The 18,603-nt window shown below is 64.4% G+C and carries 16 protein-coding genes; 10 read left to right on the top strand and 6 right to left on the bottom strand.

The genetic code is table 11. The features are described 5' to 3' along the window. Positions 1–23 precede the first annotated feature (23 nt). From nuoK to GPA27_RS00680, 5 genes are all read left to right on the top strand, one after another. Positions 24–329: an NADH-quinone oxidoreductase subunit NuoK gene (gene nuoK, locus GPA27_RS00700; protein WP_018992227.1), complete on the top strand. Its 306-nt coding sequence runs from the start codon at positions 24–26 to the stop codon at positions 327–329. Positions 330–341: 12 nt separating this feature from the next. After that, on the top strand, positions 342–2,363 hold the full coding sequence (gene nuoL, locus GPA27_RS00695) for an NADH-quinone oxidoreductase subunit L (protein ID WP_169136780.1): 2,022 nt from the start codon (positions 342–344) through the stop codon (positions 2,361–2,363). A 70-nt stretch (positions 2,364–2,433) separates the two neighbouring features. Continuing rightward, positions 2,434–3,915: an NADH-quinone oxidoreductase subunit M gene (locus tag GPA27_RS00690; RefSeq protein ID WP_169136778.1), complete on the top strand. Its 1,482-nt coding sequence runs from the start codon at positions 2,434–2,436 to the stop codon at positions 3,913–3,915. A 37-nt stretch (positions 3,916–3,952) separates the two neighbouring features. Next, positions 3,953–5,521, top strand: coding sequence for an NADH-quinone oxidoreductase subunit NuoN (gene nuoN / locus GPA27_RS00685; RefSeq protein WP_169136776.1), 1,569 nt, complete (start codon positions 3,953–3,955; stop codon positions 5,519–5,521). Then, positions 5,499–6,083, top strand: a complete 585-nt coding sequence (locus GPA27_RS00680; protein ID WP_211164755.1) for an NUDIX domain-containing protein — start codon at positions 5,499–5,501, stop codon at positions 6,081–6,083. The genes nuoN and GPA27_RS00680 overlap by 23 nt, the downstream gene beginning before the upstream one ends. A gap of 162 nt (positions 6,084–6,245) precedes the next feature. On the opposite strand, the gene GPA27_RS00675 is transcribed toward GPA27_RS00680, so the two are convergent. Next, positions 6,246–9,113, bottom strand: coding sequence for an adenosylcobalamin-dependent ribonucleoside-diphosphate reductase (locus GPA27_RS00675; protein ID WP_169136774.1), 2,868 nt, complete (start codon positions 9,111–9,113; stop codon positions 6,246–6,248). 345 nt (positions 9,114–9,458) lie between these two features. On the opposite strand from GPA27_RS00675, the gene GPA27_RS00670 reads away from it, so the two are divergent. Genes GPA27_RS00670 through GPA27_RS00650 form a run of 5 tightly spaced genes read left to right on the top strand, consistent with a single transcriptional unit; the run spans position 9,459 to position 14,496 of the window. Further along, complete coding sequence (locus tag GPA27_RS00670) at positions 9,459–11,252, top strand: NAD(P)H-dependent oxidoreductase subunit E (RefSeq protein WP_169136772.1); 1,794 nt, start codon at positions 9,459–9,461, stop codon at positions 11,250–11,252. A 2-nt stretch (positions 11,253–11,254) separates the two neighbouring features. Continuing rightward, positions 11,255–11,959: a 2Fe-2S iron-sulfur cluster-binding protein gene (locus GPA27_RS00665; RefSeq protein WP_169136770.1), complete on the top strand. Its 705-nt coding sequence runs from the start codon at positions 11,255–11,257 to the stop codon at positions 11,957–11,959. Beyond that, positions 11,956–12,510 (top strand): NADH-quinone oxidoreductase subunit B family protein, encoded by a 555-nt coding sequence (locus tag GPA27_RS00660; RefSeq protein WP_169136768.1) that lies wholly within the window; start codon positions 11,956–11,958, stop codon positions 12,508–12,510. The genes GPA27_RS00665 and GPA27_RS00660 overlap by 4 nt, the downstream gene beginning before the upstream one ends. Before the next feature lie 8 nt (positions 12,511–12,518). Then, complete coding sequence (locus tag GPA27_RS00655; RefSeq protein WP_169136766.1) at positions 12,519–13,979, top strand: Ni/Fe hydrogenase subunit alpha; 1,461 nt, start codon at positions 12,519–12,521, stop codon at positions 13,977–13,979. Continuing rightward, positions 13,972–14,496, top strand: a complete 525-nt coding sequence (locus GPA27_RS00650) for a hydrogenase maturation protease (RefSeq protein WP_169136764.1) — start codon at positions 13,972–13,974, stop codon at positions 14,494–14,496. The genes GPA27_RS00655 and GPA27_RS00650 overlap by 8 nt, the downstream gene beginning before the upstream one ends. On the opposite strand, the gene GPA27_RS00645 is transcribed toward GPA27_RS00650, so the two are convergent. From GPA27_RS00645 to GPA27_RS00625, 5 genes are read right to left on the bottom strand one after another with little or no spacing between them, the layout of a single operon-like run. After that, complete coding sequence (locus GPA27_RS00645) at positions 14,445–15,314, bottom strand: HDOD domain-containing protein (RefSeq protein ID WP_169136762.1); 870 nt, start codon at positions 15,312–15,314, stop codon at positions 14,445–14,447. The genes GPA27_RS00650 and GPA27_RS00645 overlap by 52 nt on opposite strands. A gap of 36 nt (positions 15,315–15,350) precedes the next feature. After that, positions 15,351–16,163: a DUF2189 domain-containing protein gene (locus GPA27_RS00640; RefSeq protein ID WP_169136760.1), complete on the bottom strand. Its 813-nt coding sequence runs from the start codon at positions 16,161–16,163 to the stop codon at positions 15,351–15,353. A 60-nt stretch (positions 16,164–16,223) separates the two neighbouring features. Next, on the bottom strand, positions 16,224–17,033 hold the full coding sequence (locus GPA27_RS00635; RefSeq protein ID WP_169136758.1) for an alpha/beta fold hydrolase: 810 nt from the start codon (positions 17,031–17,033) through the stop codon (positions 16,224–16,226). Between the two features lie 3 nt (positions 17,034–17,036). After that, on the bottom strand, positions 17,037–18,341 hold the full coding sequence (locus GPA27_RS00630; RefSeq protein WP_169136756.1) for an O-acetylhomoserine aminocarboxypropyltransferase: 1,305 nt from the start codon (positions 18,339–18,341) through the stop codon (positions 17,037–17,039). Positions 18,342–18,378: 37 nt separating this feature from the next. Beyond that, positions 18,379–18,594 carry a DUF465 domain-containing protein gene (locus GPA27_RS00625; protein WP_169136754.1) on the bottom strand — a complete coding sequence of 72 codons (216 nt, stop codon included), beginning with the start codon at positions 18,592–18,594 and terminating at the stop codon, positions 18,379–18,381. Between the last annotated feature and the right edge of the window lie 9 nt (positions 18,595–18,603).

Here is an 18,603-nt window from a genome sequence, read left to right as displayed (position 1 = left end):
CTGGTGCAATCAAGGGGTTATAGATGCTTTCGCTTTCCCACTATCTGATTCTGGGCGCGATCCTGTTCGCGATCAGCGTGGTCGGGATCTTCCTGAACCGGAAGAACCTGATCGTGTTGCTGATGGCGATCGAGCTGATGCTGCTCGCGGTCAATCTGAACTTCGTCGCCTTCTCGCACTATCTGGGCGATCTGGCCGGACAGATTTTTGTTTTCTTCATCCTCACCGTGGCAGCGGCGGAGTCTGCGATCGGTCTCGCGATTCTGGTCGTGCTGTTCCGCAACCTGCGGACGATTCACGTTGATGATCTGGACAGCCTCAAGGGTTAAGGAAGCGGCTCGATGACGGACATGCAAAAGCTCTATCTCCTGGTACCGCTAGCGCCTCTTGCTGGGGCGATTCTGGCGGGTCTGTTCGGCAAGGCCATCGGTCGTGCCGGCGCGCATATCGTGACGATCCTCGGCGTTGCGGTGGCGTTGGCCGCCTCGGTCGTGATCTTCCAGGATGTTCAGGCCGGCAATACATTCAACGGTACGGTGTACACGTGGATGAAGAGCGGAAACCTGACCTTCGAGGTCGGATTCCTGATCGATTCGCTCACGGTCATGATGATGCTCGTGGTCACGTTCGTGTCGCTGATGGTGCATATCTACACCATCGGCTACATGCATGACGATGCCGGTTACCAGCGCTTCTTCAGCTACATCTCGCTGTTCACCTTCTCGATGCTGATGCTGGTGATGTCGAACAACTTCCTCCAGCTGTTCTTCGGCTGGGAAGCTGTGGGCCTGGTGTCTTATCTGCTGATCGGCTTCTGGTACGAGCGCCCGACCGCGATCTACGCGAACCTCAAGGCCTTCCTCGTCAACCGTGTCGGCGACTTCGGCTTCCTGCTGGGGATCGGCCTGATTGCAGCGTACGCCGGCAGCCTCGATTATGCCGAGGTGTTTGCGAAGGGGAGCGAGCTCGCCGCGCAGGATATGGCCGGTACCGGCTGGCCGCTGATCACCGCGATCTGCATCTGTCTGTTCATCGGTGCGATGGGCAAGTCGGCACAGGTTCCGCTGCATGTCTGGCTGCCCGACTCGATGGAAGGCCCGACGCCGATCTCGGCGCTGATTCACGCCGCCACGATGGTGACGGCCGGCATTTTCATGGTGGCGCGCATGTCGCCGCTGTTCGAACTGTCCGACGTGGCCTTGTCCTTCGTTCTCGTCATCGGCGCGACGACGGCCCTCTTCATGGGCTTTCTCGGCATCGTGCAGAACGACGTCAAGCGCGTTGTCGCGTATTCGACCCTGTCGCAGCTCGGCTACATGACCGTTGCACTGGGCGTCTCGGCATATTCGGCCGCCGTGTTCCACCTGATGACGCATGCCTTCTTCAAGGCGCTGCTGTTCCTCGGTGCCGGCTCGGTGATCATCGGCATGCACCATGATCAGGACATGCGCAACATGGGCGGCTTGTGGAAGTACATGCCGATCACCTGGATCACCTCGCTTCTCGGATCGCTGGCGCTGATCGGGTTTCCGTTCTTCGCGGGCTTCTATTCGAAGGATTCGATTATCGAAGCGGTGCACGCCGCGACGATCCCGGGCGCTGGTTACGCGCTGTTCTGCGTGCTTGCGGGCGTGTTCGTGACCGCGTTCTACTCGTTCCGCATGTATTTCCTCGTCTTCCACGGCAAGGAGCGGTTCGGCAACAACCATGGCCATCACGACCACGAAGGCGACCATGATGACGAAGAGGTGTCGGCAGATCACCATCACGGTCTCGCCCCCGGCCAGAAGCCGCACGAGTCGCCGTGGGTGGTGACGCTGCCGTTGGTGCTGCTCGCGATTCCTTCCGTGGTGATTGGTTTCTTCGCGATCGAGCCGATGCTCTTCGGCGAGTGGTTCAAGGGCGTGATTCACGTCGGCAGCAATCACGTTGGTCTTTCCGAGCTTGCCGCGAACTTCCACGGTCCGGTGGCGATGGCCCTGCACGGCGTGCAGACCGCGCCGTTCTGGCTCGCGATGGGGGGCGTGGTCCTGGCGTGGTTCTTCTACATGGTTCGTCCGGACATCCCGGCGGCGATCCAGCGTACGTTCCGCCCGGTGCATGCGTTGCTCGAAAACAAGTATTTCTTCGATCGTTTCAACGAGATCGTGTTTGCGGGCGGTTCGCGACTGATCGGCAAGGGACTGTGGAAGGCCGGCGATCAGGCCATCATCGACGGCGTGGCGGTCAACGGAACGGCGAGGCTGGTGGGCTGGGTCGCTCAGATCAGCCGTCTGTTCCAGACGGGCCACCTGTACCAGTACGCCTTCGCAATGATCATCGGGGTCTTCATTCTCCTCACCTTCTGGTTCAACCTGGTTTGAACCAAACGGGTCGGTCTGTGAATAACGATAAACACGCGTCAGTTTTCGGCGCACTGAACGGAAAGTAACGATGACGGGTATGCCATTCCTCAGCCTCGCGATCTGGATACCGATCCTGGGTGGGTTGCTCGTGCTAGCAACCGGTTCGGACCGCAACGCGCCGCTGGCGCGGTCCCTTTCCATGCTGGTTGCACTTGTCGGGTTCGCGGTCACGATCCCGCTGTTCACTCAGTTCGACGCTAGCAGCAGTTCGATGCAGTTCGCCGAGTTCCTTCCGTGGATTCCGCGCTTCAACATCAACTACCACCTCGGCGTGGACGGCATTTCGGTGCTGTTCGTGCTGCTGAACGCATTCATCACGATCATCGTCGTGATGGCGGGCTGGCAGGTGATCCAGGAGAAAGTCGCCCAGTACATGGCGGCGTTCCTGATCATGTCGGGGCTGATGAACGGGATTTTCTCCGCGCTCGATGGCATCCTGTTCTACGTCTTCTTCGAGGCCTCGCTGATTCCGCTGTATTTGGTCATCGGTATCTGGGGTGGTGCGAACCGCGTCTATGCCGCGATCAAGTTCTTCCTTTATACGCTGCTCGGTTCGCTGCTGATGCTGATTGCCCTGCTGTACCTGTTCATGCAGGCCGGCGGCAGTTTCAGCATCCTCGACTGGCACAAGCTGCCCCTCGCGATGGATGCGCAGCAGTTGATCTTCTGGGCGTTCCTCATCGCATTTGCGGTCAAGGTGCCGATGTGGCCGGTACATACCTGGCTGCCGGATGCGCACGTCGAAGCGCCGACGGGAGGTTCCGTGGTGCTGGCCGCGATTGCTCTGAAGCTGGGCGCCTACGGTTTCCTGCGGTTCTCCCTTCCGATCGTGCCTGACGCATCGCAGGCGATGGCGCCGATGATGATTGCGCTGTCGTTGATCGCCGTGATCTATATCGGCTTCGTCGCCCTGGTCCAGACCGACATGAAGAAGCTGGTGGCGTATTCGTCGATTTCGCACATGGGTTTCGTGACCCTCGGTTTCTTCATGTTCAATGCCGTGGGACTCGAAGGCGCGCTGGTGCAGATGATTTCACACGGATTCGTTTCGGGCGCCATGTTCCTTTGCATCGGCGTGCTGTACGACCGCATGCATACCCGCAACATCGCCGACTATGGCGGCGTTGTGAAGACGATGCCGAAGTTTGCAGCCTTCTTCATGTTGTTTGCGATGGCGAACGCCGGCCTCCCCGGGACCAGCGGTTTCATCGGCGAGTTCATGGTTGTGCTGGGTGCAGTCCAGTTCAACTTCTGGGTTGCCTTCGCTGCCGCGACGACCCTGATCCTTGGTGCCGCCTATACGCTCTGGATGTACAAGCGCGTCGTCTTCGGTGTCGTCGGCAACAGCCACGTCGCCGAACTCGAGGACATCGGTACGCGCGAGTTCGCCTTCCTCGGGATCCTTGCGCTGTGTGTGCTGGCGATGGGCTTGTATCCCTTCCCGTTTACGGAAGTGATGCATGCGTCGGTTAATGAACTCCTGCGGCATGTTGCCGTGAGCAAGCTCTGAGCGAGCGGGCGAGACACTTTTTCGGATTGGTCAGAAGATGAATTTCGTCGTTCCCGACTTCTACCCCGCCGCGGCAGAGATTCTCGTCGCCGTAATGGCGCTGGTGATCATGTTGGCTTCCACCTTTGCTCGGCGCGTGGCCAGCGATCTCGCTTACGGGCTCGCACAGCTCACGCTCGTGTTTGCTGCGCTGGTCAGCGTGCTCGTGAGCCCGAACCTCCTCGCGGCGGTTGCGGCGGTGATCTCCGAGGTGCCGCTGTTCGGTGTTCGCCTCGCCGAGGTGTTGATGAGCCTCGCCGAGGGCTACGCGGCGAACGAGGTGGTCGCCACCTTCAGCGGGATGTTCATCGGCGACATGCTGGGCGGTCTGCTCAAGGTGTTTTCGCTGTTGGCGGTGGCGATCGCGCTGCTGTACGGCCGCGGCTACCTTGCCGACCGCAAGATGGACCGCCCCGAGTACTACCTGCTGTCGCTCCTGATGAGCCTCGGCATGATGGTGATGATCAGCGCGAATCACATGCTGTCGCTGTACATGGGCCTCGAGATGATGTCCCTGTCGTTGTACGGGATGGTTGCCTTCGATCGCGACTCGCCGCGTGCGACCGAGGCGGCGATGAAATACTTCGTGCTCGGTGCGCTGGCCTCCGGTCTCCTGCTCTACGGCATGTCGATGATTTACGGCGCGACCGGCAGCCTCGAGCTGTCGGGCATTGCGCAGTCGATCTACCATCAGGCCGCCAACAAGACGGTGCTGGTATTCGGTCTGGTGTTCATCGTCGCGGGCCTGGCATTCAAGCTGGGCGTCGTCCCGTTCCACATGTGGGTGCCCGACGTCTATCAGGGGGCGCCGACGGCGGTTACGTTGATGATCTCGGCCGCGCCCAAGCTCGCCGCCTTCGCGATCACGATGCGTCTGCTGGTCTACGGTCTGTTCGAACTGGCGGACCAGTGGCAGACGATGCTGATGTTCCTCGCCGTGCTGTCGATCGTGCTCGGCAACCTCGCAGCGATCGCCCAGACGAACATCAAGCGCATGCTCGCCTACTCGGGCATTTCGCACATGGGTTTCGTGCTGCTCGGCTTGCTCGCGGGGGTGGTCGACGGCGATCGCAACTTCGCGCTCAACGCCTACAGCTCGGCGATGTTCTATGCGGTGTCCTACGTGATCATGAGTCTGGCTTCGTTCGGCATGGTGATCCTGCTGTCGCGTGCGGGGTTCGAGGCCGAGGCGATCGACGACTTCAAGGGGCTGAACAAGCGCAACTCGTGGTTTGCGGCGCTGATGATGATCGTGATGTTCTCGATGGCGGGCATCCCGTTCTTCATCGGTTTCTTCGCCAAGCTTTCGGTGCTGCAGGCGGTGGTCGCCGCGGGCTACGTGTGGCTGGCGGTGTTGGCTGTCCTGATGTCGGTGATTGGCGCGTTCTACTACCTGCGCGTCGTGAAGATCATGTACTTCGATGAGCCGACCGACAGTACGCCGATCCGTGCCCAAGGCGAAGTACGTTTCCTGTTGTCCGCGAATGGTCTCGCGATCGCAGTGCTCGGCCTGCTGCCGCAAGGGTTGATGTCGCTCTGCGCCTATGCGCTCCTTGCCTCCCTCTGAGCCGGATCCGCTCGAAGAGAGTCCGCTCGAATCGCTCCCGGTCTACGACGGCGTCTTGTTGAAGGTCCGTCGGGACCGGGTTGCGCTGCCCGATGGCAGCGTATCGGTCCGGGAATACATTACCCATCCCGGGGCCGTCGTTGTCGTCGCAGTCCTGCCTGACGGTCGCCTTCTGTTTGAACGGCAGTTCCGTTATCCCCTGCGTCGTGCTTTCCTCGAATTGCCCGCCGGCAAGATCGATGCGGGTGAGGAGCTGCTTGCGTGCGCGCGACGTGAGTTGCGCGAGGAAACGGGCTATGAGGCCGGCGCATGGCAGTATCTTGGGGTGATGCATCCGTGTATCGGTTACTCGGACGAGCGCATCGAGATATTTCTCGCCCGCGATCTCACCCACGTGGGCGATGCGCTCGATGCTGGCGAGTTCCTCGAAATCCTGACCTTCTCCGCCGATGAGGCGGTTCGCGCGGTGATGGAGGGTGTGATTACCGATGCGAAGACGGTCACGGCCTTGTTCCGCGCCTTGCCCGAACTGGGGCTTGGGATTTCGCCGGTTCCTGCGTAGCTGCGTAGCATACGGGCAGGCCTGACGCCGCAATCGGGAGTCCACGCCGACCGTGAGCGAGCCGGCAGCACTGCGCAGGGCATTCAGTGCCCGCAAAAAAAAACGCGAACCGAAAGGTTCGCGTTTTTCATTCGGGCGTCCCTAAGGACGCCCGGGTTATCGTCAGCCGCAGGTGCCGACCGCGCCGCACGCGGTGCAGAAGTCGCAACCGTCCTTGCGGATCACGGAGTGGTTGCCGCATTCCGAGCAGAGTCCGCCCTGCATGACCTTCGGATCGCTGTTCTCGCGCGGGGCCTCGAGAATGCCCATCTCACGCACCGGATAGCCTTGCTCGTCGAGCACGCCGAGCATCGCATAGCGGTGGATGATGAGTTGTGCCATGTAGGCCACGGTGCTCGGGTAGTTCTGCTGGCGGCGGGTGCCCGGGACGAACGCCATGAAGTCGCCGAGCGGCTCAGGGTAGTTGAGCAGCTTGCGCAGCTTCATGCCGATCCATGCCGGATCCATGACGCGCATGTCGAGCGACAGGATGCGGGTAAGGCCGTCGAGGGCGCGCGGATAGTTGCCGGACAGCCATACCGAGTACGGGCGGGTGACGCCGTCGGGCAGGGTGATTTCCTTCAGGCCGAGGACGAAGTCCTCCGCTGTCGCCGGGTTGGCGATATCGACGGTCCAGGACAGCGTGCCGTCGGTGCCGGTCTTGGGTTCCTGCAGGCTGAAGAGGGTGTCGAGCACCGGCGTCGGCGTGTCATTCACCTCGAGCGCCCCGAGCTTCTCGCAACGGTAGCGCACCACCTGGGCAAAAGCCGAGACCACGCCCGGGAACATGGTCTTCTCGCCGTGCGGCGGGAAGGGCATTTCGAAGGATTTTTCGCCGATCGTGCGGGCCAGGGTCTCGAGCTTGAGCTTGAGCCAGCCGCGGTCGTTCGCGCGCATGTCCATCGACAAGGTCTTGGCGACGGCGCCGAGGCCGCGCGGCTGGTCTGCGCCGTTGACCCACACTTCGAACGGGAAGGAGCCGCCGTTATTGCCGACCTGGCCGACGAAGAGGGCGAAGTCGCCGGTCGGTGTGCCGAGCATGTAGGTCCAGGCCATGTTGCCGTCCGGCAGCTCGGGGCGGCCGGGCCAGCGCAGGCTGGAGAGGACGGGGGCGGGCAGGGTGTTGATCGACAGGCGCTTGTTCGGGCCGGAAAGCTCGACGTCCTGCGGTTGCTTCTGTTCTGACGACGGCGCCACGGAGAGCACGGAGCCCAGCACGGAGTTGGGGCGATAGGTCGCTAGCCCCTTGAGACCAGCCTTCCAGGCGGAGAGGTAGAGGTCTTCGAACTCGGTGTAGGGGTAGTCCTCGGGGACGTTTACGGTCTTGGAGATCGAGGTGTCGACGAACGGTGCGACCGCGGCGACCATGTCCTTGTGGGCCTGCGCAGAGATCTCGAGCGCAGTGACGAAATAGGACGGAAGGCTCGCGACATTGCCGCCGAGGTGCTTGTACAGGCGCCATGCGTAGTCTTCGACGGCGTATTCCTTGTAGGTGCCGTCGGCCATGCGCTTGCGCCGGGTGTATGTGTAGGAGAACGGCGGTTCGATGCCGTTCGACGCATTGTCCGCGAAGGCGAGCGAGATCGTGCCGGTCGGGGCGATCGACAGCAGGTGCGAGTTGCGCAGGCCGTGCTTGCGGATCTTGTCCTTGACCTCGGCGGGCAGGCGCGACGCGAAGTTGCCGCCGGACAGGTAGAGATCGGCGTTGAACAGCGGGAAGGCGCCACGTTCCTTGGCCAGGTCGACCGAGGCGAGGTAGGCGCGGTCGCGCATGTATTCGGAGATCTTCGCAGCGACGGTGCGGGCCTCGGGGCTGTCGTAGCGCTGGCCGAGCATGATCAGGGCGTCGCCCAGGCCGGTGAAGCCGAGGCCGACGCGGCGCTTCGATTGCGCCTCGTTCTCCTGCTGCTCGAGCGGCCAGTGCGTGACGTCGAGCACGTTGTCGAGCATGCGGATGGCGACGTCGACGACCTTGCCGAACGCCGCGTAGTCGAAGTCGGCCTTGTCGGTGAAGGGGCTCTTGACGAAGGGCGTGAGATTGATCGAGCCGAGGTCGCAGCAGCCATAGGGGGGCAGTGGCTGCTCGGCGCAGGGGTTGGTCGCCTCGATGGTTTCGCAGTAGTACAGGTTGTTGTCCTGGTTCATGCGGTCGAGGAACAGGATGCCCGGCTCGGCATGGTCGTAGGTCGAGCGCATGATCTGGTCCCACAGCTCGCGTGCGCGCAGCTTGCGGTACACCCACAGGCCGTCATCGCGCTGGTAGGCGCCGGCGGCTTTGAGATCGTCGATCGGTTCGGCTTTGTGCGCCAGCTCGACATCGGTGTCGGTGTCGACGGCTTCCATGAAGGCATCGGTGACGCCCACGGATATGTTGAAGTTCGTCAGATCGCCGTGGTCCTTGGCGTGGATGAACTCCTCGATGTCGGGGTGATCGCAGCGCAGCACGCCCATCTGGGCACCGCGGCGCGCGCCGGCGGATTCGACCGTTTCGCACGAGCGGTCGAAGACGCGCATGTAGGACACGGGGCCGGAGGCGTTGGAGAGGGTGCCCTTCACGAGGGCGCCCTTCGGACGGATGCTCGAAAAATCGTAACCGACGCCGCCGCCGCGGCGCATCGTCTCGGCGGCCTGGGCGAGGGCGGTGTAGATGCCGGGGCGGCCGTCGACGGCTTCCGAGACGGAATCGCCGACCGGCTGGACAAAGCAGTTGATCAGGGTTGCCTGCAGCTTGGTGCCGGCGGCGCTGTTGATGCGGCCTGCGGGGACGAAGCCTTTTTCCTGGGCTTCGAGGAACTTCGCTTCCCAGTGGGCGCGCTTTTCCTCGGCCTCGACGGCAGCGAGGGCCCGCGCGACGCGCGCGCGCACTTCGGAGACGCTCTGCTCGTCGTCCTTGGCATATTTTTCGATGAGAACTTCGCCCGAGATTTCCTGCGGGGCGAGCGTCGAGGCGTCGGCCTTGCCTTTGACTTGCGAATTGATCGTCGTGCTCATGGTCTTTTTGAGTCCGTGTGTGAGTCCGTTCGATGGTGTGTGGTTCGGCGTGAAGAATAGCTCGCCATGTTCGATTTTGCAAAAAAATAAAAATTAAAAAAAACAATACGTTAAATGTTTTTACGGTATGTCAAGCGCGACGCAATTACTATATCTAGTAGCACTCTTGGATGGCTCTCTAAGCTGAAAGTCGCGCCCGCAAAGGGTTTCGGCGCGGTGTCGGGAAGCTTCCGGTGATCGCCGTCCTGCAGGCGGGGACGGAAATATTTGTGCCCTTCCCAACGACGCGCTGCAGCATCACTTGCTGTTAAACTTCTTGCATAGAGCGTGCTCCGGAGTTTGCCCATGCAAGATGCCGAGCGGATAGCAGCACAGGCGGTCGAGCGCCACCGGCGAGAGCCCTCGCAATTGCTGCAGATTCTTATTGAAACGCAGGACGGCATCGGTCATTTGCCGGCAGCGTCGCTGACGCGCATTGCGGACCTGCTCGAATTGCCGCGGGCACGCGTCGAAGGTGTGGCCGGGTTCTACAGCTTCCTGCACACGGAGCCGGTCGGCCGCTACCGCGTCCTCTTTTCCGACAACATCATCGACCGGATGCTCGGCAGCCGCGGGCTGATGGAGAGCCTCTGTCGCCGGCTGGAGGTGGCGCCGGGAGAGGTCTCGGCTGGCGGGGAGGCGAGCGTCGACACCACGTCGTGCACGGGCATGGGCGATCAGGGCCCGGCGATCCTGGTCAATGGGCTTGCCGTGACGCGACTCGACGAGGCGCGTATCGAGCGCATCGCCTCGCTGGTACGTGCCGGCACCCCGGTGGCCGAGTGGCCCGCGGAGTATTTCCGTATCGATGACAACATCCGCCGGCGCGGGGCGTTGCTCGGGGAGGACTTTGTTCCCGGTGCTGCGCTGCAGGCGGCGATGGCGCGCGGGCGGCAGGGCTGGCTCGAGGAGATGCGCATTTCCGGGTTGCGCGGGCGCGGCGGGGCGGGTTTCACGACAGCGGTGAAATGGATGGCCTGTCGCGATGCCCCGGGCGCCGACAAGGTGGTGGTGTGCAACGCGGACGAAGGCGAGCCGGGTACGTTCAAGGATCGCGTACTGCTCGCGAGCCAGGCGGAGCGGATCTTCGAGGGGATGACCCTCGCGGCGTGGGCGACGGGCGCGCGGCAAGGCTTGCTGTACCTGCGGGGCGAGTATCGCTATCTGCTGAAGCATCTGCGGGCGGTACTGGCGCTGCGGCGTGCGGCGGGGCTTCTCGGGGCGCGGATCCTCGGCGAAGGGGGATTCGACTTCGATATCGACATCCATCTGGGTGCCGGTGCCTACGTGTGCGGCGAGGAAACGGCCTTGCTCGAATCGCTCGAAGGCAAGCGCGGCACGCCGCGGATCAGGCCGCCGTTCCCGGTCACGCACGGCTATCTCGGCCGTCCGACGGTGGTGAACAACGTCGAGACGCTGGCGAAGACCACGCTGATCGCCCTGCAGGGCGGTGCGGCTTTCGCGGCGACGGGAACGCCGCAGTCGACGGGCACGAAACTGCTTTCGATCTCGGGAGACTGTGCGTATCCCGGGGTATATGAGTATCCCTTCGGTGTGACGATCGAGCACGTGCTCGAGGACTGCGGGGCGCACGATCCGCAAGTCGTGCAGGTGGGCGGCGCGTCGGGCGTGACGATCGCGGGACACGAGTTCCATCGGCGCATCGCGTTCGAGGACGTACCGACGGCGGGGGCTTTCATGGTGTTCGATGGCCGCCGCGACCCGTTCGAGATGGCGCGCAATTTCGTGCATTTCTTCGCGCACGAGAGCTGCGGGTTCTGTACGCCGTGCCGCGTCGGGACGGCCTTGCTCAAGGGCTACATGGACAAGCTCGCGAGCGGGAAGGGGGCGAAGATGGATCTCGCCGATATCGAGTGGCTGGACCGGCTGCTGAAGAACGCGAGCCATTGCGGGCTCGGGTCGAGCGCGCCGAATCCGGTGATCGACACGCTGATCAAGTTCCGTCCGGCCTACGAGCGGCGACTCGTGTCGCTCGATTTCAAGCCGGCGTTCGATCTCGATGCGGCGCTGGAAACGGCGCGCCGCATGACCGGCCGCGACGATCCGGCCGCGCACCTGGATTGGCGGGAGGAGGTTTAGCGATGGGCGGGACGTTCCTGTTCGACGGGCGGCCGGTGCCGTTCGAGGAAGGCCAGACGATACTCCAGGCCGCACGCGCGGCCGGTCACTATATTCCGCACCTGTGCTGGCACCCGGATTTTCCGCCGCACGGCTCGTGCAAGCTGTGCATCGTGAAGGTTGGCGGGCGCCACGTTTCGTCCTGTGCATTGCCGGCGCGGGACGGGATGGAGGTGGAAAGCAATACGCCGGAGATCAACGGCGAGCGGCGGGCGCTGCTGCAGATGCTGTTCGTCGAGGGCAACCATTTCTGCCCTTCGTGCGAGAAGAGCGGCAACTGCCAACTGCAGGCACTGGCGTACGAGCTGGACATGAGCAGCGCGCGCTTTGCGCACTTCTACCCGGACCGCCCGGTGGACGCGTCGCATCCGGACGTGCTGCTGGATTTCAATCGCTGCATCTTCTGCGAGTTGTGCGTGCGGGCGTCGCGGGACGTCGATCACAAGGGCGTGTTCGCGCTGACCGGGCGCGGCATCCGCAAGCATCTGGTCGTGAATGCGGAGTCGGGGCGGCTTGCCGATACGGACTTCGCGGTGAGCGACCGGGCGGCGGACATTTGCCCGGTCGGCGTGATCCTGCACAAGCGGGTGGGTTTCGCGGTGCCGATCGGCGAGCGCAAGTACGACGAAGCCTCGATCAGCATCGTTGCGATGGAGAAGGGCGAATGAGCGACAGCATCGGTATGCCCCGCGTGCGCGTTGCGACGACCTCGCTGGCGGGATGTTTCGGCTGCCACATGTCCCTCCTCGACATGGACGAGCGCCTGCTCGAGCTGGCGAAGGTCGTGGAGTTCGACCGCTCGCCGCTGACCGACATCAAGCATTGCGGACCCTGCGACATCGGCCTGATCGAGGGGGGCGTGTGCAATGCCGAGAATGTGCATGTGCTGCGCGAGTTCCGCCGCAACTGCAAGACGCTGGTCGCGGTCGGCGCGTGCGCGATCAATGGCGGTCTGCCGGCGCAGCGCAATCATCTCGATCTCGGCGACTGCCTGCAGCAGGTGTACGTGAAGCGCGACGGCATCGAGGAGGGGGGCGTTCCGGACGACCCCGAACTGCCGCTGCTGCTTGACCGCGTACACCCGATCCACGAGGTGGTGCGGGTCGATTACTTCATACCGGGATGTCCGCCGTCGGGCGAAGCGATCTGGAAGTTCCTGACCGACTTGATCGGCGGTCGCACGCCGCGCCTGGCGCATCCTTTGTTGCGTTTCGATTGAGGTCTCGCATGGATTCGTCGCTTGAAACCGCTGCCGACAGGGAGCAATTGCGCCGGGTCGTGATCGACCCGGTGTCGCGCGTCGAAGGGCACGGCAAGGTGACACTGCTGCTCGATGAAGACGACCATGTCCGCGAGGCGCGTCTGCACATCGTGGAGTTCCGCGGCTTCGAGGTGTTCATCCAGGGGCGCCCGTACTGGGAGGTGCCGGTGATGGTGCAGCGCCTGTGCGGGATCTGTCCCGTCAGCCATCACCTTGCGGCGTCGAAGGCGATGGACCGGGTGCTGGGCATCCCGATCACGCGTTCGGCCGAGAAGCTGCGCCGCCTGATGCATTACGGGCAGATCCTGCAATCGCACGCGCTGCATTTCTTTCACCTGTCTTCGCCGGACCTGCTGTTCGGCTTCGAGTCCGAAGTCGGCAAGCGCAACATCGTCGGGGTCGCCGCGGCGTACCCCGAGGTGGCGAGGCAAGGGGTGCTGCTGCGCAAGTTCGGACAGGAGGTGATCCGTGCTACGGCCGGCAAGCGCATCCACGGCACCGGCTCGGTTCCCGGCGGGATGAATCGGCATCTCGCGGTGGAGGACAGGGACGCGCTGCGCGCGGAGATCGACCGCATGGTGGAGTGGAGCCGCGCGGCGGTCGAACTGGTGAAACGGCTGCATCGGACCGATCCTGCCCTGTACGACGAGTTCGGGCGTTTCCGCGCTAACGTGATGAGCCTCGTGCGGGCCGACGGGGCGATGGACCTGTATCACGGGGCGCTGCGCTTTCGCAATGCGGACGGGAAGATCCTGGTCGACAAGGTGCCGGACCAGTCGTACCGCAGCCTCATCCGGGAGCAGGTCAAGCCCTGGAGCTACATGAAGTTCCCTTACCTGCAGCAGCTGGGGCCGGACGAGGGGTGGTACCAGGTGGGGCCGCTCGCGCGGGTGCAGAACTGCGATTTCATTCCGACGCCGCTGGCCGAGGCCGAGCGCCGCGAGTTCATCGATCACGGCCGGGGCGAACCGGTCAGGGCGACGCTGGCCTATCACTGGGCGCGGATGATCGAGCTGCTGCATGCAGCGGAGACGATCCGCGACCTGCTGGGCGACGGCGACCTGCTTGAGGGGGCGCTGCTGGCGGATGGCGAGCGCGGGACCGAGGGGGTCGGCATCATCGAGGCGCCGCGCGGGACGCTGATCCACCATTATCAGGTCGGCGACGACGACCTCGTCACGATGTGCAACCTGATCGTGTCGACGACGCACAACAACCAGGCGATGAACACGGCGGTGCGGGAAGTCGCGCGTCGCTACCTGGACGGGCGGAAGCTGACGGAGGGCTTGCTCAATCACATCGAGGTTGCGATCCGCGCTTACGATCCGTGCCTGTCCTGTGCGACCCACGCGCTGGGCAAGATGCCGCTGGTGCTGGAGCTGGCGGACGCCGGCGGCGCGGTCGTGGATCGGGTGGTGCGTGACTGATCCCGGCCGGCTGGTGATCTTCGTCACCGGCAACGAATCGCGCGGGGACGATGCGGCCGGGCCGCTGCTGCTGCAGCGGCTTGAGGGCGACCTGCCGGCGGGTGCGCGGGTGGTGTGCGAGTTTCAGCTCCAGGTCGAGCATGCGCTGGAGCTGCGCGGCGCCGATGTGGCGCTGTTCGTCGATGCGGCCTGCGGCCTGGAGGCGCCTTTCGAGTTCGCCGAAGCCGACGGGAAAGGGCCGGTGTCGAGTTTTTCCCATGCGTTGTCGCCGCAGGCCGTGCTGGACGTGTTCCGCCGCATCGAGGGGGTGGAACCGCCTCCGGCCTTCATTCTGGGGCTGCGCGCGGTCCGTTTCGAGCTGGGTGAGGGCTTGTCGGCGCTCGCCGAGGAAGCGGTCGAGGCGGCCCTTCCATTTGCCCGCGAGCTGTTCCAGTTTCCGCAGCCGGACCACTGGCGTGCGCCGGCTCAGGCGCGTGCGCGTTCGTTGCCGAGGTTCGGGAAGAAGAGTGCGGTATAGCCCGCCAAGTCGAGTTCGGCACTTTCGCGGATGCGGCGCACGCTGGCCGGTTCCATTTCGAGCAGGGTCCAGATCGTGGGGTCCATGCGATCTGCCGCGGCGGTGCTCGATTCGTTTTCCTGGTCGGCGTCGGCAATGCGCGCGGCTACGTGCACCATCGCTGCCTCGTAGACGTAGTCGCCGCCGAGGCGCGGTACGGTCTGTGCTCCGACGATGTCCACGAAGCTCGTCGGCAGGCGCCAGTGTGCCATCAGCGCGGCGCCGACCTCGGCATGGTCACAGCCGACGATGCGACGTTCCGCCTCGTGCAGCGGTTCGTGGGTGGCTGCCGCGATGGTGCGTGCTTCGAGCGCGAGTTCCGGCACCGTCTGGTGCATCACCAGATGTCCGATGTCGGACAGCATGCCGATGACGAACAGCCGTTCGACTCCGATCATGCCCTGGTTCCGCCCGATTTCGCGTGCAGCGAGGCCGCGCATGACACTTCCGCGCCAGAAGCGCGGCATGTCGAGGTGGCGGGGCGCAAACAGGGAAAAGGCGCCGCTCACCGATATCGCAAGCACGAGGTCGTGCACCTGCTGGATGCCGAGAACCGTTACGGCGCGGGAGATGGTGTCGATCTTCCCGCCGTAGCCATAGAAGGCGCTGTTCGCAAGCCGCAACAGGCTGGAGGCGATAGCGGGATCGGCGCTGATGGCGTGGGCGACGCTGCTCGTTGACCCCGTCGGCGCGTCGAGTTCATCGCGGATGCGCAGATACACGGTCGGCAGGGACGCGAGCGTTATGACGTTTGTGACAAGTTCCTGTGCGGAGTGCATGACGGTGGTCCGAGGGGGCTTGTTCGATGGGCTAGTTCAACGGGCGCCGGTTGGTGGCGGGGCGTCGCCGGCGGGGGCGACGAGGTCGCGGTACGCGTGCCAGCTGGCGTGGCCGACGATGGGCATCAGTACCACCAGTCCGAGATGGAAGCTGAGGAATCCGATTATAGTCAGTATGACTATGAGCGAGGCCCACACGACCATCGCGCCGGGGTTGCGGGCAAGGGCGCCGATGCTGGCGAGCATCGAGGAAATGGCGTCCTGGTTGCGGTCGAGCATGAGGGGCACGGAGATCACGCTGGCGGCAAACACGATGCAGGCGAACAGCAGTCCGACGCTGAAATAGACGAGCAGGAACTCGAGATTCTCGAGCGTCACGAGCTGGTTGAGAAAGCCGCTGAGGTTGGGGAGCTCGTTGGTGTAGAAGAGGGCAAAGATGACCAGCGAAGCGCGTGCCCAGACGAGGAACACGACCCCGAGGACGACCGCGAAGATGCCGATGTTGCCGGCGTTGCGCCGCCACACGGTGAGCGTCGGCAGCAGGGCGCAGGTCTGTCCTTCCTCGTGCCTGCGACTGATCTCGTACAGGCCCATCGCGAGGAAGGGGCCAACCAGCAGGAATCCTGACGTCATCGCGGCGGTGTATTCGTAGGCGTGCTCGAACACCATCGTGACGAGCAGACCCATCGCCGCGAAGCAGAAGCCGTAGAACAGGCTGGGAATCGGACATGCGCGGAAGTCGCCTATTCCGCGTCCGATCCAGCGCAAGGGGGCGCCCGCATCGACTTCGCGGACAGTCGGAAAGACAGGTTCTTCTGCTGCAGTACCCGTATCGTTCTGCTGCGACATGGCTCTCTCCTGTTGGGGGTCTTGTCGTGCGGCAGCGAACGGGGCTTCCATGTTGTTGTGTTATGCGCTGGTGAGGAAGCCTCGCATGGCATCGCCGACCGCATCGGGCGCTTCGGCCATCATCGCATGACCGGCGCCTTTGATCACTATCATACGCGCGCCGCCGGGAACCTTGGCGAGCGCTTCGTGCAGGGGTTTGACGGCCTTGCGGGGCGTCATCTGGTCGCGTTCGCCGCACAGCATCGCGCACGGGACGGCGATGCGCGCTGCGGCGTCGAGGCCACCTTGGTAGGCATTGCATGCGGCGAGGTCGTTTGCGAGCACGCCTTCGCGCTGGCGTTCCATCAGGCGTTGGTTGAGGCCGGTGAGGGAGACGCCGGGGACGGGGCTCGCGCCGAGCTGCGAAGCCGGGGTGTAGGACCACTGGTTGATCATCCCGTGCGCGGCGGCGCGCTCGTGTGCGGCGGCTTCGAGCAGCGGTGGCGCGACGGGCATCGGTGCGACGCTGCCGATCAGGATGAGTTTCGAGATGCGCGCCGGCGCCTGCGCGGCCGTCTGGAGGGCGACGAGCGAACCCATGCTGTGGCCGGCGAGGGCGGCGTGGACGACGCCCGCGGCGTCGAGCAGGGCCTCGACCCAGTCCGCGAGGGCCTCGATGGTGGGCAGCGGGCTGCCCTGCGAGCGTCCGTGGCCAGGAAGGTCGGGTGCGAGCACGGCGAAGCCGTGGTGTGCGAGCTGGCGGGCCTGGTAGTTCCACACGCTGTGGTCGTGGCCGGCACCGTGGATCAGGACGACGACGGGCTGTTGGCGATCGAAGGGGCGGCCGCCGGTGTAGAGGTAGGCGGGCGTGTCGTTGACGCTCAGTTCCATGGCTTAACCCTGCTCGACACGGCTGGCGGCATAGAGGCCGCGGTTGAGGTCTTCGATGAGGTCGTCGACGCTCTCGAGTCCGACCGACAGGCGCACGGTGCCCTCTCCGATGCCAGCGGCGGCGAGGTCCTGCGCGGACATGCGGAAATGGGTGGTGCTGGCCGGGTGGATCACGAGGGACTTGGCGTCGCCGACGTTGGCCAGATGGGAGAACACCCGCAGGCCTTCGATGAAGGCTCGGCCGGCGGCGCGGCCGCCTTTCAATTCGAAGGACAGCACCGAGCCGGCGCCGTCGGGCAGCAGGCGGGCGGCGAGCGCGTGGTCACGGTGGCTGTCGAGGCCGGGCCAGGCGACGTGCGCGACGAGCGGATGGGCCGCGAGGTGTTCCGCGACCTTGCGCGCGTTGGCGACGTGGGCGCGCATGCGCAGCGGCAGTGTTTCCATGCCTTGCAGGATCTGGAAGGCGTTCATCGGCGACAGGCAGGCGCCGAAGTCGCGCAGGCCCTCCCGCCGTGCGCGCAGCAGGAAGGCGGCGATGGGCGATTCCTCGGCGAAATCCATGCCGTGGAAGCCGTCGTAGGGTTCGGTGAGCGTCGGGAAGAGGCCGGAGGCTTCCCAGTCGAAGCGCCCGCCGTCGACGAGCAGGCCGCCCACCGCAACACCGTGGCCGCCGAGGAACTTGGTCGCCGAGTGCAGCACGAGGTCGGCGCCGAGTGCGAGCGGGCGCTGCAGGCAGGGGGTGACGAGCGTCGCGTCGACCAGCAGGGGCACGCGATGGGCGTGCGCGATGTCGGCGACCGCGGGGATGTCGAGCACGTCGAGGCCGGGATTGCCGAGCGATTCGCCGAAGAAGAGGCGCGTCTCGGGGCGGACGGCGGCGCGCCAGGCGTCCGCGTCGTGCGGGTCGACGAAGGTGGTGGTGATGCCGAAGCGCGGCAGCGTGTAGGCGAGCAGGTTGTGCGAGCCGCCATACAGCGCGTGCGAGGCGACGATGTGGCCGCCAGCGCCCATCAGCGTGGTGATCGCCAGGTGCAGGGCGGCCTGTCCGCTCGCGACGGCGATCGCGCCGACCCCGCCTTCGAGCGCGGCAATGCGCTCTTCGAGCATCGCGTTGGTCGGGTTGGAGATGCGCGTGTAGACGTGGCCGGGGCGTTCGAGGTTGAACAGCGCCGCGGCGTGGTCGGTGTCGGGGAAGACGTAGCTGGTGGTGAAGTAGATCGGCGCGGCGCGGGCGCCGAAGGCGGGGTCGGGAGACTGGCCTGCGTGGAGCGCGAGGGTTTCGGGTCCGAAGGTCTTGGGTAGGGTCATCGGCAGTGCAGTTTCCTGTCCTCGGGGTGAGCGCGGCTCACGCCAGTTCGTTGGGGTCGAGCATGCGCTGGATGACGGCGATGCGGTCCTTGAGGGCGAGCTTGCGCTTCTTCAGGCGGCGCAGCAGCAGTTCGTCTTCCTGCGGGGAGTCCTGCAGACGCGAGATGGCGTCGTCGAGGTCGCGGTGCTCGTTGCGGAGCTCCGTGAGCCGGATCTGCAGGCTGGTGACGTGGTCGAAGGCTTCCTCGGACATCGGGTACCT

The sequence above is a fragment of the Aromatoleum toluolicum genome (genome assembly GCF_012911005.2).
GTDB lineage: Bacteria > Pseudomonadota > Gammaproteobacteria > Burkholderiales > Rhodocyclaceae > Aromatoleum > Aromatoleum toluolicum.
Note: the sequence above shows the minus strand (reverse complement) of the source record. Positions and strands in the feature narration are given on the sequence as shown.

Excerpts from the sequence above, each read along its gene's own strand:
- GPA27_RS00660 (WP_169136768.1), top strand. The coding sequence starts at position 11,956 with ATGAGCGACAGCATCGGTATGCCCCGCGTGCGCGTTGCGACGACCTCG.
- GPA27_RS00690 (WP_169136778.1), top strand. The coding sequence starts at position 2,434 with ATGACGGGTATGCCATTCCTCAGCCTCGCGATCTGGATACCGATCCTG.
- GPA27_RS00625 (WP_169136754.1), bottom strand. The coding sequence starts at position 18,594 with ATGTCCGAGGAAGCCTTCGACCACGTCACCAGCCTGCAGATCCGGCTC.
- GPA27_RS00655 (WP_169136766.1), top strand. The coding sequence starts at position 12,519 with ATGGATTCGTCGCTTGAAACCGCTGCCGACAGGGAGCAATTGCGCCGG.
- GPA27_RS00645 (WP_169136762.1), bottom strand. The coding sequence starts at position 15,314 with ATGCACTCCGCACAGGAACTTGTCACAAACGTCATAACGCTCGCGTCC.
- nuoN (WP_169136776.1), top strand. The coding sequence starts at position 3,953 with ATGAATTTCGTCGTTCCCGACTTCTACCCCGCCGCGGCAGAGATTCTC.
- GPA27_RS00675 (WP_169136774.1), bottom strand. The coding sequence starts at position 9,113 with ATGAGCACGACGATCAATTCGCAAGTCAAAGGCAAGGCCGACGCCTCG.
- GPA27_RS00635 (WP_169136758.1), bottom strand. The coding sequence starts at position 17,033 with ATGGAACTGAGCGTCAACGACACGCCCGCCTACCTCTACACCGGCGGC.
- nuoL (WP_169136780.1), top strand. The coding sequence starts at position 342 with ATGACGGACATGCAAAAGCTCTATCTCCTGGTACCGCTAGCGCCTCTT.
- GPA27_RS00670 (WP_169136772.1), top strand. The coding sequence starts at position 9,459 with ATGCAAGATGCCGAGCGGATAGCAGCACAGGCGGTCGAGCGCCACCGG.
- GPA27_RS00640 (WP_169136760.1), bottom strand. The coding sequence starts at position 16,163 with ATGTCGCAGCAGAACGATACGGGTACTGCAGCAGAAGAACCTGTCTTT.
- nuoK (WP_018992227.1), top strand. The coding sequence starts at position 24 with ATGCTTTCGCTTTCCCACTATCTGATTCTGGGCGCGATCCTGTTCGCG.
- GPA27_RS00630 (WP_169136756.1), bottom strand. The coding sequence starts at position 18,341 with ATGACCCTACCCAAGACCTTCGGACCCGAAACCCTCGCGCTCCACGCA.
- GPA27_RS00680 (WP_211164755.1), top strand. The coding sequence starts at position 5,499 with ATGCGCTCCTTGCCTCCCTCTGAGCCGGATCCGCTCGAAGAGAGTCCG.
- GPA27_RS00665 (WP_169136770.1), top strand. The coding sequence starts at position 11,255 with ATGGGCGGGACGTTCCTGTTCGACGGGCGGCCGGTGCCGTTCGAGGAA.